Below are 12157 nucleotides of genomic sequence, written 5' to 3' on the forward strand. Positions count from 1 at the left end.
CGCTCGACAAAATATAGAAAATCGCCTGCACGATCTCGCGCAAATCGACCTCGCGCGGCCGGCCCAATCGCCGCCGCGGCGGCATCTTCCGGGCGATCAGCGCCCACTCGGCATCGGTCAGGTCGCTTGCGTAACGCAGTCCACTGCGCTGATACTGGATACGAGCGGCTTTGGTCCACGGCATGGTGTCCTCCCTCGAATCTTTGCAAATCCGAAGGAATCACAAACCCGCCAAAACCGCTCACCCTTTTTCGGTCGGGCTCTCAGGACGACATAGCTGTAAGCGCCTGCCAGCCACAGGGCAAAAAGCGATCGACCGAGACCGTTGTCCTCTTGGAGAGCCCCAAACATGTAGTGGAGGGGGATCTGACCGAAAATGATGGCTATCGGTATCAGGACAGCCGCCCGGGCAGGCGTCGCCCCAATGAAAAACAGCGCGCCAACGAACAGATAGATGTGCCACTCGATCACTAGTGTCCAGAGCGGGCTGGCAGAACCAATGATCGGCCATCGTAGCAGGCTCAGGTGCTCAAGCGGACCGCGGTAGGTCTCGATCATCAGCAAATTGGCGAGAAAGATCGTCGGACTTCGACTACCCTCCAGGACGCGATCGCCAATGAGCCAAATGGTCCCCGTGTCGACGAGGACCACAAGCAGAAGGCATGGCACAAGGGCAGAGTAGATGCGGGCGGCTCTATCAATGAAGAACTGCAAGAAAGTGTAGCTGGGGTTTCTCGATTTCTCGAGCAGCGTATAACTAATCAGGAATCCAGAAAGCACGAAGAACAGTAACACGCCGACATTCTGGGGCAGAGGGAGCCCGGACTGGCGGAGTTCTGGCAGGAAGAACGAGATGCCATGACCGATGCAGACCATCTGGGCTGCGATGGCGCGCAGTGCATCCAGGGCTAACGACGTGTCGTTCTTTGATCCATCCAACGTAAGCTGACTACAGCTCAATTCTTGTCTCTCGCGATCAGTTCAGATGCATATGGCGTCAATCTCGACGATTAGTTGAACTATTGCAATGTGTGTCTGTGTGTTTCCAAGTTCTGCGACGGCGCAGTCGGCCTGGGCAGCAGAATGATCGGAACTGGCAAGTGAGCACGCTGCCCCCAGTTCAATCGTGATGGCTTGGTCTCCGTCACGAACAGAATCGTCGGGCGAGCCCGAGATCGCCGCAGCCGATGGTCGATTTGCCAGCACAATGCCCACGAGCTTTGCTGGTTGGCTATTCGCGACGTTATTGGAACTGATTGGTGAGCGCGCTGGGGCTCGAACCCAGGGAATTACGGTGACAATGCACTTAACAATGGGCACCCGTTCCGTGGCACATTAAGTGCACTGTCACCGCAATGGTCGTAATGGGCCTGACCTCAGCTCTGCGGCTGCCGCATTCGCCGCAGACGAAACGCGGCTCGATATCAGACAAGTGAACATCGTCAGGCCAGAGATCGGCGTTCAGAGCCACGTGATGGCTGCAATGGCCGCTCAAGATCACCTTCGGCCAGATGCGCGAGATGGGTTTGCGCGGAGTCCTGGTCTACTGCGGCCGGCCGGCGGCGTGCGTAGGAGTGTGGCGGCGTGCAGGGCGAGGCATGCCGCGATCAAAGCGGCATTGTAAGTACCTCGCAAATTATCAATCCCTTGGGGCTCATCCGCCGCGCGAGCTACTGCGCGTCGTGGATGGGGAAAAGCTCCGAGGGGCGGCTGTTCTATATGGAGGAGCCAACGGATCCGCAGGGCTCACGGGTTATGAGCACGTGCCCGTGCCGCCAATTTTTGAGCACGTGCCCGTTCCAACATTGATGGTGCTTTTGAGCGAAGCCAATCGAGGCCATGATAATCAAGGCCACGACGACACACACGGCTACGAGGTTATGCGTCATTGTGCCACTCCACGGTAAACTGTGACTGGCTACTCGGGCATCATACTGAGCGGTGGCGGCCGATCAAAAACACAAAATCCACCGCGTGAAGTCCTCACGGGTGGTGGTCAGATCGGCGCCGGTAATAGGGGAATACGTCAGGCAGCCGACGGGACGGGCGCCGGCGGTTCACCCTGGCCGCTGCATTTAGGAGCGACCGCTCGCTATAGCTGCCACCCCCGCAAACACGACGACCAGAACGACCCAGCCCACCGCGGTGTGGTTGAGTCAAATTGACTCACCCGCGCTGAGCGCAGCAGTCGATTTGCCAACACAGTGCCCACAGAGCACTTTTTAGGTCGGCTCGTATTCCGGGCTAAATATTTGATTTGGCTTGGTGAGCGCGCTGGGGCTCGAACCCAGGACCCCGTGATTAAAAGTCACGTGCTCTACCGGCTGAGCTACGCGCTCCCATGGCCGCTGATGGCTTGAAGACGGACGCCATCGTGTTCGGTCATTTCGAGAAGCATGTCTTGCCGCCACGCTCGACTTGCGTTGCGGGGAAAACCGGCTGTTTCCGGATCATGCTGTCAGCCCGCGCTGTGTAGGGGGATGGGGCGCGGAGGTCAATAGTGCGGGTGGTTGCCAAAGTTCATAGCAGGAGCGGGGATTCGCTCGCGCTATCCACCGCTTAGGCCAGGATTCTCAACCCAATTGGCGGCTCGTCATCCACGCCGAAGCGCGAGGATGGCCTGCCGCCCGTCAGTTCGCCTCGCGCCGGACCTCGTTCGGCACCGGCTGCGGCGAACCGGGGTTCGGCAGGGCGACCGGGCGGAGGCCGATCAGCTCGGCGGAGCGGATCGCGCTGTCGCGCCAGAACTGGAACGAGTTGATGCGGCTGAGCTCCAGGATCGCGATCGCGACGGCGGCCAGGAACGGCAGGCTTTGCAGCACCAGGACGCCGGCGAAGACGTAGATCTCGGTGATCTGCCGGAAACTGTTGCTGGCGATCAGGACGCCGGCGCCGATCACCAGCAGGGAGCCGATCACGGCTTCCCAGAACGCCTGGAACTCGATCGACATCCTGCTAAGGCCGCCCTTGGAGGTGCGGGCGAACGCGATGTGCTCGGTGATGAGGCCCTGCGCCACGGCGCGCGACACCGTCCATTGCACGCTCATCGCCGCGATCATGGCGCCCAGCATCTGGCCGGGCTTGATCGCGACGCGGGCGCGATACATCGACAGGAAGTGCACCAGCGACACGATGAAGGCGCCGATGATCGGCAGCGTCAGGATCTTGTCGGGGATAGCTATGTCGGCGAAGGCGACGATCGGCACCCAGACGAGGTTGAGCAGCGCCACGACCACGCCGAGGCTTTCGGCGCCCAGCCAGTTCAGCCAGCCGAGGCCATATTCGCGCTTCTGGTCGGGCGTCAGCCGGCTCCTGCCGGGTAGGAACTGCCGCCAGTGCTTCTTGACGATCTGGAGGCCGCCATAGGCCCAGCGGTGACGCTGCTTCTTGAAGGCCTCGTAGGTGTCGGGGAGCAGGCCCTGGCCGTAGCGATGGTTGGTGTAGTGGGTGGTCCAGCCGAGCTCCTGGATCGCAAGGCCGAGATCGCTGTCCTCGCAGATCGTATCTGACGACCAGCCGCCAGCCATGTCCATCGCGGCGCGGCGGATCAGGCACATCGTGCCGTGCACGATCACGGCGTTGAGCTCGTTGCGCTGGACCATGCCGATGTCGAAGAAGCCGGCATATTCGCCGTTCATGATGTAATGCATGATCGACAGGCCGCCGTCGCGATGCTCCTGCGGCGCCTGCACGAGGCCGACGCGCGGGTCGGCGAAAGCCGGCACGAGGTCCTTCAGCCAGTCGGGATCGACGACATAGTCGGCATCGAGGATGCCGATGATCTCGGCATCCGCCGCGGTGCGGTCCATGGCGATGCGCAGCGCGCCGGCCTTGAAACCCTGCACCTTCTCGGCGTTGATGAACTTGAAGCGCTCACCGAGCGCGCGGCAATGGTCCTGGATCGGCTGCCAGAAGGCGGGATCCGGCGTGTTATTGATGATGACGACGCATTCGTAGTTCGGATAGTTCAGCCGCGACAGCGCATCGAGCGTCTGCTTGAGCATCTCGACCGGCTCGAAATAAGCGGGGATGTGGATCGAGACCTTCGGATAGTAATTCTCCGGCACGTTCTCGACCGGCTTGCCCTTCGTGATCAGCCGCTGCGGCGGCCGGCCGAAAGCGACCGCGGCGATCTCGTCGATGCGCGCCATCGCGATGAGCACGAGGGGAACCAGCAGGATCATGCCGAGCGTCAGCGCGAAGGCCGAGCCGAAGATGAAATAATGGCTGTTCCAGAACGCGAACACGGTGGCGGCCCAGGCGCCGACGCCGTTCGCAGTCGCCGACAGCAGGAAGGCCTGCTTCGCGGTCGGTTTCTCAAGCCGCAGGATCGGCAGTGACAGCAGGATGCCGACCAGCAGTGCGATGCCCATCAGCTTCCAATAGTCGGGGTTCTCCACCGGGCCGGTCCAGGCGAATTTCGGCTCGCGGCTGGCATTGAGGATGCCCCAGTACGGACCGACGCCGCCTTCGAAGAATTTCCAGGGCTGATCGATCGCCTCGACGATATTGTATTCCATGCCGATGGCTTCGGCACGGCTGACGAAGTTGCGCAGGATCAGCGCCTGCTGGAACGGGCCCGGATCGGCGTTGCGCAAATTGTAGCCCTGGCTCGGCCAGCCGAACTCGGCGATCACGATGCGCTTGCCGGGAAACAGGTTGCGCAACAGGTTATAGCGGTCGACGGCCTGGTCGACCGCCTGGTCCGAGCGGAAGTTTTCCCAATAGGGCAGCACGTGGGCGGCGATGAAATCGACGCTGGAGCCGAGGTCGGGATTGTCGCGCCAGATGTTCCAGATCTCGCCGGTCGTGACCGGCACGCGGACCGATCCCTTGACCTTCTTGATCATGTTGATGAGGTCTTCGACCTTCTGCTCGCCGCGGTAGATCACCTCGTTGCCGACCACGACGCCGACGACGTTGCTGTTCTTGCGGGCGAGCTCGATCGCCGCTTTGATCTCGCGCTCGTTGCGATCCTTGTCCTTGTCGATCCAGGCGCCGACGGTGACCTTGAGGCCGAATTCGGCGGCGATCGGCGGCACCAGCTCCACGCCGCCGGTGGACGAATAGAGGCGGATCGCGCGCGTCATGGTCGACAGCGTTTTCAGGTCGGCGCGGATTTTCTCGATCGTCGGGATGTTGTCGATGTCGGGGTGGGCCGAGCCCTCGAACGGTGCGTAGGAGACGCTGGGCAAGAGGCCCTTGAAATCAGGCGCGGGTTCCTTGTCGCGCAGGATTCCCCAGAGGCCGGCGTGGAGCGCGGACACAAGCAACAGAACGGCGGCGACAACGCGCATCGCGGCTAAACCAATAGGGGCTGAGGTGGCAGGGCAGCGGATCCGACCCCGAGATCCGACCGAGTCCGCGGCAAAGGGAGCATACCTCTGCCGTGCGGTTTCACAACTGTCATGGCCTCATGTCCTTATGAGGGCATGGCCTTTTCGAACGATGCGTGGCAGTGCCAACCGTGTCTATGGCCGATCGTTCCTGAACGACAGCTGAAACGATCGCGGCTATTTCTGGGGCGCGGGCGTCGGGCTTGGCGCAGGCGAGGGGCTGGCGGCCGGCTGGGGAGCTTGCGAATTGCCTGAAGCCGGCGCTGCGGTTTGCGAGGCGCTCGCCTGCTGCGGCTGGGAGGCCGGGTTGATCCAGCAGGCGTGCACGCGGCTGTCCAGGGTCTCGGCGACCTTGGGGTCAATCTGCCCGCCGAAACGGGTCAGGCAGCGGAAGGCGGCTTGGATGTGCCCGCCGGGGCAGCCGAAACGGTCGTAGAGATCGAGATGGCGGAACGCGGTATCGAGATCATCCCGCCACATCAGCCGTACCACGCGCCGGCCGAGCCAGACGCATTCGGGATTGCCGGCGGGGCCGTTGATGACCTGGGCCGCTTCCGCGAATTCGTCGGTGCGGCGCTGGTTCTGGGCGGCGTCCTTGGCGGCGTCGGCGGGCTGGGCGGCGGCCTTGCTCTGGTCGGGGGCGGGCGAGCCGCTCTGGGCGGAGGCGCCACCGAGACCGGCGAGAACGAGAAGGCAGGAGACGGCCAAGGTGGCGGCGAACTGCCGCAGGACCGCATTTCGTAACTCGAACACCCGTTGCCGCATGAATTCCCCAATTTGTCCGCTGACCGTCCGCATCCCGACCTCGCGGACGCGCCGGTGATGGCGTCCAAATGGGTCTCCAATGCGGCGGAAAAGTCCTTGGGAGTCCATGACCTGTATTTGGAATTTTGTCCAGCAAAGTCACGATGCTAGGCCCCGGTCCAACGGCCGCAGCCAAATTCCGTTGGGGGAGGAACTGATCCGCACCCGGACACCCCCTTGGCAGACGGCGTGCAAGCAGGTAATCGACGGACCCTTCGCGGAGGACGGAACCGATTTCTCTTCGTACGCCACTGGCGCTTCTGCTCGTTTCACTGGGTGCGATTGCTGCCGTGTGGTGGTGGTTGGCGACGCCGATCACGCTCGCACGCGCCCCGATCGATCCCGCCGAGAAGGTCCAATGCGTCTCCTACGCACCGTTCCGCGGCGAGCAGTCGCCGCTGAACGCATGGACCCATATCGACGCCGAACAGATCGAGCAGGACCTGCGCCAGCTCAAGCAGATCACCGACTGCGTCCGCACTTATTCGATGGAGAACGGGCTCGTCCAGGTGCCGGCGATCGCCGCCAAGGTCGGCGGGCTGAAAGTGCTCCAGGGCATCTGGCTCTCCAGCAACCGCAGCAAGAATTTCGAGCAGGCCGCGCTCGCGGTTCGCCTCACCAAGGAATTCCCGTCCATCATCACCGCGTTGATCGTCGGCAACGAGGTGCTGCTCCGCGGCGAGATGACCACGGCCGATCTCGTCTCCATTATCCGCTCGGTCAAGGCGCAGGTCAGTGTGCCCGTCACTTATGCCGACGTCTGGGAGTACTGGCTGAAGAACCGCGAGGTCTATGACGCCATCGACTTCGTCACGATCCATATCCTGCCCTATTGGGAGGATTTCCCGGTGCGCGCGAAATTCGCAGCAAGCCATGTCGAGGCGATCCGCGAGCGCATGGCGGTGGCATTTCCGGGCAAGGAGATCCTGATCGGCGAAACCGGCTGGCCGAGCGAGGGGCGCATGCGCGACGGCGCGCTGCCGTCGCGCACCAACCAGGCGCGCGTCGTCTCGGAAATCCTGAGCCTTGCGAAGGCGCAGAAGTTCCGGGTCAACCTGATCGAGTCCTACGACCAGCCGTGGAAGCGCAAGCTGGAAGGCACCGTTGGCGGCTATTGGGGCCTGTATGACTCGGTGCGCCGAAGCCTGAAATATCCGCCGGGCGAGCCGATCAGCAATTTCCCGTATTGGAAATGGTACATGGGCGCCGGCATGGGCCTCAGCGTGCTGGTGTTCGCGGTTGCCGGCCTCACGCTGCGCCGGCGGCCCTGGACGCCGCGCTTCTCGGCCTGGCTCGGCGTCGGCATCTCGGCGACGACGGCGGGCATCCTGCTCGGGATCGGCGCCGACAAGATGTATTACGAGAGCTACGGCATCGGTGGCTGGCTGCTCTGGGGCGCGCTGTTACTCGCCGGCATCCTGTCGCCGATCTTCTGCGCGCAGGCGATGGTGATCGGCCGTAGCCTCCCGACCTTCCTCGACCTGCTCGGCCCGCGCGAGGGCCGGAAATGGTCGAAGCTCACCGCCGTGCTTGGCCTGACGCTGGCCGTGACCGCGGTGATCGCGGCGCAGACCGCGCTCGGTTTCGTGTTCGACCCGCGCTACAAGGATTTTCCCTACGCCGCGCTGACGATGGCGGTGGTGCCGTTTGCGCTCTTGATGTTGAACCGGCCGCAGATCGGTCAGCGTCCGATCGCGGAGGCGGTGTTCGCAGGCGTGCTGGCGTTGTCGGCCGTCTTTGTGCTCTTCAACGAGGGCCGCGAGAATTGGCAGTCGCTGTGGACCTGCGCGATCTACCTCTTGTTCGCGCTCACGCTGTGGCGGGCGCGGGCCGAGCAAATCCAAGAATGAACAGGCCGATCGCAAGGCCCGACAGCACGACATTGTAGAGCACGATGCCGAGGCCGGCGGCGATGACGCCGACGGTGAGCAGCACGATCGACGGCCGCATCAGGTTCAGCGTCGCAACCACCAGCGCGACGATGCCGAACACCGAATTCTTGAACAGCACGGTCGAGACCGAGCGCGCCTTGCAGATCAGCGTCTGCAGGCCGGCATCGCAGGCGAGCGCGACTTGCGACAGCTCGATCGCGAGGTAGCGCAGATAGAGCGCATAGCCGACGGAAACGAAGCCGACGACGATCAGGAACTGCACCTGGTAGGGCGTGAGGCGGAAGGGCTTTTTTCTCATGGGGGCAATATGGTCGGGATGGCGCTGGCAGGCAACAGGCCAGGCGATGTTTCTGTTGGTTTGGCTCGCCCAGGCAGCCTTTGGGAACACGCGAGGGGCGGGCTGAGTTCTGAATGTTATGACGTCCAACGCATGTTGCCCTCAAGGAGTGAGCATGGACAAGCCAACTCAGGAGCAGCTGAACGAGCTCAAGAGGTTGAGCAAGGAGGCGCGGGTGGAGGATTGGTCGGAAATCGTCCAGTCCAGGGATGAAGCGGAGATGCGCATTCGGGATCTGAAGGAAAAGGCGCGCATCGAGTAAATCATCGCGTGCGCAAAGAGCCATCAAATTCGACCTTGCGTCTTCCGGCTCTGTTTCCAAATGCAGACCGGCGCCTGATCCCTTGATCAGGCGCCGGTTATCGAAATTACAAAGGCGAGGCGCAGCCTCACTTCTTCTTGGTGCTCGAGCCCGTGGTGTTCTGCATCTTCTGTCCGGGCGCGCTTTCCGAGTGACCCGGTCCCGCGGTGGTATTGGTCTGGTGACCGGGCGCGTATTCGGAAGCGCCCGGAGCTGTCGAAGGCTTCGTCGTGTTCTGCATCTGCTGACCGGGCGCGTTGCTCGAAGCGCCCGGCGATTTCGTCGTTTGCGCGAGCGCCGAGGATGCCGCCAGAACGACGGCCGTCGCGATGATCAATTTCTTCACTTGTACTTCTCCTTGGTCATGGACGCGGGCACGAGCGATGTCGCGCGTCGGCCGCTCCGGTTCAGAACCGAGATAACTTGGCAGCCGGTGGCTGGTTTCGGTGGTGGACCGAAATTTAAGTCTATCGACGCACGCAGGAACACGCCGGCATTCACCGCGCGTTCAGGTGGACGAAGATTCTGACCTACCGCCGGAAGAACGACGACAGCGTCGATCCCGCAGACGCTGATGCCGTCTCCGGCTTCGACGGCGCCGGCTGGGCCGCGGGTGCAGGCGCGGGCTCCTCACGCTTTGACGAGCGCTTCGAGGAGTAGTTGTGGCGGCGCTGCGGCTTCTCGGGCTTTGCGCTGGGCGCGGGCGCGGTTTCGGCTTGCGGTGCCGCGTCCTGGTTCTTCTCGGAGCTCTTCTCCTGAGCCCTGTCCTGAGTCTTTTCTTGTCTCTTGTCTTGCGCCTTCTCTTGCGCCTTTTCTTGGCCGCCGCGCATCGACAGGCGCTGACCGTCGAACACGGTGGTCTCGCAATGGCGGTCGTTCTCGGTGAGGCCCGCGCAGAGTTTTGCGGCGGCGGCGGCGTTGATCAGAGGACCGGCGCCCAAGCGAAGCTGCATGCCGAGACCCGTGGCGCCTTCCTTGATCATGATGATCGGCCGCAGTGCTCCAACTTCGGGATTGGATTTCGTCACGCCGCGCCAGAGTGCGCGCAGGCCGTCGATCGAGTTGGCGCCGCCGAGGTCGATCGCAAAGCGCGTCTGCTGGACTGCGATCGCGGGGGCTTCGGTCTCGGCTGCTTCCGGCGGCTTCGTTGCTGCCGCGACGACCTCGGTTGGAGCAGGAGCCGGCTCGGCCTTCTTCTCGGCGGCCTTCTCAGCTGCCTCAGGCTGAATCAGTTTGGACGCGGCCGGATCCGGCGGCGCCATGATCGACTTGGACGGCACCAGCGGAAGGGTCGGCAGCGCCGATGTTGTGGCCGGCGACTGCTGCACGCGCGAGGCAGCAGCCGCGGTCTGCTGCGGCGGGCTCGAGGGCTCCTTCACAGGCGCCTTCGGCGTGTCCTTCGCAGTATCCTTCTGAGTATCCTTCGCAGTTTCCTTGGCGGCTTCAGTGCGCGGCTTCTCGCTCGCTGGAGCTGGCGTCGAGGCGACCGGCGCCACGCTGGGAGCTGCGGTCGCTGGCGCGACATCCTGCGGCTTGGCGCCTTGCGGCGGCGCGGCGCCCTGCTTGGCGATGGCACCGGTGACGGAATCGAGGCCCTGCTCCAGCACCGTGACGCGCGAATAGAGCCGGTCGCGATCGCCGTTCAGCGTCTCGATGGCGGCGGCGAGCCGGCGGGCCTCGTTCTGGCTCTCCTTGGTCAGCATCTGGAGCCGGTCGGCCTGGCGCGCGAGATCGGCGGAGGCGACCTGGTCGCGCCGCCAGCTGAGCTGGGCCTGATTGGCCATCACGGCGATGACGACGGCCCCCACGGCTGCGCCGCCCCACGAGCCCAGCCGCCACATCATGCGCCGGTCGAATGCGCTTTCCTCGGCCAAAAGTCCGGAGAACAGCCCGCCGGTCTCCTTTGTGCCGAAGGCGTCCGCCAGTGGGTCGGAATCCTTTGCCATGAACGTTAAGTGCCCAGCCCTGTCCGGCTTCCCCGAATCAATCGGGGAACATTAACAGGAAATACGCCCCGCACTTGAATTCCGGGCGTTTGCGGGGTTAGCAAGGCGATGGCATCAGGCGGTCTGCCGTCCGCCGCACCACTTGATTCGGCCGTATCTGACAGGATTTCGATGACCGCCCGTTCCAGCCTCACGATCGTGCTCGCCGCCGGCGAAGGCACGCGCATGCGATCGAGCCTGCCGAAAGTGCTGCATCCCGTCGCACATCAGACGCTGCTCGCCCACGTGCTCGCCGCCGCACCAAAGGGAACCGGCACGTCGCTCGCAGTCGTGATCGGTCCCCATCATCAGGCAGTTGCGGAGGAGGCGTGGCGCAGCCGTCCCGACGCGCTCACCTTCGTGCAAGCCGAGCGGCTCGGCACCGCGCATGCGGTGCTGGCGGCGCGCGAGGCGATCGCGCGGGGTGTCGATGATCTCTTGATCGCGTTCGGCGACACGCCGCTGATCTCGGCCGAAACCTTCGCGCGGCTGCGCGAACCGCTCGCCAGGGGCGCCGCGATCGCCGCGCTCGGTTTTCGCGCCGCCGATCCTTCCGGCTATGGCCGCTTCATCGTCGAGGGTGACCGCCTGGTCGCGATCCGCGAAGAGGCCGATGCCAGTGAAGAGGAGCGCAAGATCGATCTGTGCAACGCCGGCCTGATGGCGATCGACGGTCGCCGCGCGCTCGAAATTCTCGGGCAGATCGGCAATGCCAATTCCAAGGGCGAATATTATCTGACGGACGCAGTCGGCATCGTCCGCGAAAAGGGATGGGAGTCGGTCGTGATCGAGACCAGTGAAGACGAAGTGCGTGGCATCAACACCAAGGCGCAACTCGCTGAAGCGGAAAGCGTGATGCAGGCGCGCTTACGCAAAGCGGCGATGGAGGCCGGCGTCACGCTGGTCGCGCCGGACACGGTGTACCTGTCCGCCGACACCGTGTTCGGCAAGGATGTCACCATCGAGCCGTTCGTGGTCATCGGCCCGGGCATCTCGATCGCCGACGGTGCGGTGATCCATTCCTTCTCGCACATCGTGCAGAGTTCGATTGGCAAGAACGCATCTGTCGGCCCGTTCGCGCGCATGAGGCCGGGCAGCTCGCTCGGCGAAGGTGCCAAGATCGGCAACTTCGTGGAGACCAAGGCCTCGACTCTCGAGGCGGGAGCGAAGGCCAATCATCTCGCCTATATCGGTGATGCGATCGTCGGCGCCAAGTCCAACATCGGTGCAGGCACCATCACCTGCAACTATGACGGCTTCGGGAAGCACAAGACGGTGATCGGGCAGGGTGCGTTCGTCGGCACCAACTCCTCGCTGGTCGCCCCCGTCAAAATCGGCAACGGCGCCTATATCGGCTCCGGCTCGGTGATCACCCGCGATGTGCCCGACGATGCGATGGCGCTGGAGCGCAACCAGCAGACCATCCGCGAAGGCGGTGCTGCGCGCTATCGCGAGATGAAGACGGGCGGCAAGACTCTCGAAAAGAAGCCGGAGAAGTGAGC

The 12157-nt window shown here is 63.4% G+C and carries 10 protein-coding genes and 1 tRNA gene; 3 read left to right on the forward strand and 8 right to left on the reverse strand.

Features of this window, described 5'->3' with window-relative positions; all coding sequences use genetic code 11:
* The 5 genes from BLV07_RS33395 to BLV07_RS33420 all read right to left on the reverse strand — a co-directional run.
* A partial coding sequence (locus BLV07_RS33395; protein ID WP_143035562.1) for a transposase occupies window positions 1–184 on the reverse strand: 184 nt, incomplete at its 3' end.
* On the reverse strand, window positions 118–876 hold the full coding sequence (locus BLV07_RS50430; RefSeq protein ID WP_502690267.1) for an acyltransferase family protein: 759 nt from the start codon (window positions 874–876) through the stop codon (window positions 118–120). The genes BLV07_RS50430 and BLV07_RS33395, both read right to left, overlap by 67 nt.
* Before the next feature lie 1387 nt (window positions 877–2263).
* Window positions 2264–2339: transfer RNA gene (locus BLV07_RS33410), tRNA-Lys, on the reverse strand.
* A gap of 291 nt (window positions 2340–2630) precedes the next feature.
* Window positions 2631–5297, reverse strand: a complete 2667-nt coding sequence (locus BLV07_RS33415) for a glycosyltransferase (protein WP_091894437.1) — start codon at window positions 5295–5297, stop codon at window positions 2631–2633.
* 216 nt (window positions 5298–5513) lie between these two features.
* Window positions 5514–6101 (reverse strand): beta-1-3, beta-1-6-glucan biosynthesis protein, encoded by a 588-nt coding sequence (locus BLV07_RS33420; protein ID WP_091894439.1) that lies wholly within the window; start codon window positions 6099–6101, stop codon window positions 5514–5516.
* Between the two features lie 329 nt (window positions 6102–6430).
* Here BLV07_RS33420 and BLV07_RS33425 point away from each other — a divergent pair, with 329 nt between their 5' ends.
* A complete protein-coding gene (locus tag BLV07_RS33425) occupies window positions 6431–7990 on the forward strand; it encodes a glycoside hydrolase family 17 protein (RefSeq protein ID WP_244551287.1) in 1560 nt (519 codons plus the stop codon).
* On the opposite strand, the gene BLV07_RS33430 is transcribed toward BLV07_RS33425, so the two are convergent.
* Window positions 7950–8330 (reverse strand): hypothetical protein, encoded by a 381-nt coding sequence (locus BLV07_RS33430; protein ID WP_091894442.1) that lies wholly within the window; start codon window positions 8328–8330, stop codon window positions 7950–7952. The genes BLV07_RS33425 and BLV07_RS33430 overlap by 41 nt on opposite strands.
* 154 nt (window positions 8331–8484) lie before the next feature.
* Between BLV07_RS33430 and BLV07_RS47895 the strand changes: the two genes are divergently transcribed.
* The gene (locus BLV07_RS47895; RefSeq protein WP_164934922.1) at window positions 8485–8631 is read left to right on the forward strand and encodes a hypothetical protein; all 147 of its coding nucleotides are present in this window, start codon (window positions 8485–8487) and stop codon (window positions 8629–8631) included.
* 127 nt (window positions 8632–8758) lie between these two features.
* Here the strand turns inward: BLV07_RS47895 and BLV07_RS33435 are convergent, their stop codons facing one another.
* Together BLV07_RS33435 and BLV07_RS33440 are read right to left on the reverse strand one after the other, a co-directional pair.
* Window positions 8759–9016 carry a hypothetical protein gene (locus BLV07_RS33435; protein WP_091894444.1) on the reverse strand — a complete coding sequence of 86 codons (258 nt, stop codon included), beginning with the start codon at window positions 9014–9016 and terminating at the stop codon, window positions 8759–8761.
* A 184-nt stretch (window positions 9017–9200) separates the two neighbouring features.
* A complete protein-coding gene (locus BLV07_RS33440; RefSeq protein WP_091894446.1) occupies window positions 9201–10616 on the reverse strand; it encodes a hypothetical protein in 1416 nt (471 codons plus the stop codon).
* Between the two features lie 171 nt (window positions 10617–10787).
* Between BLV07_RS33440 and glmU the strand changes: the two genes are divergently transcribed.
* A complete protein-coding gene (gene glmU, locus BLV07_RS33445; RefSeq protein WP_091894448.1) occupies window positions 10788–12155 on the forward strand; it encodes a bifunctional UDP-N-acetylglucosamine diphosphorylase/glucosamine-1-phosphate N-acetyltransferase GlmU in 1368 nt (455 codons plus the stop codon).
* Window positions 12156–12157: the final 2 nt, after the last annotated feature.

It is taken from the genome of Bradyrhizobium sp. Rc2d (assembly GCF_900099855.1).
In the GTDB taxonomy this organism is placed as follows: domain Bacteria; phylum Pseudomonadota; class Alphaproteobacteria; order Rhizobiales; family Xanthobacteraceae; genus Bradyrhizobium.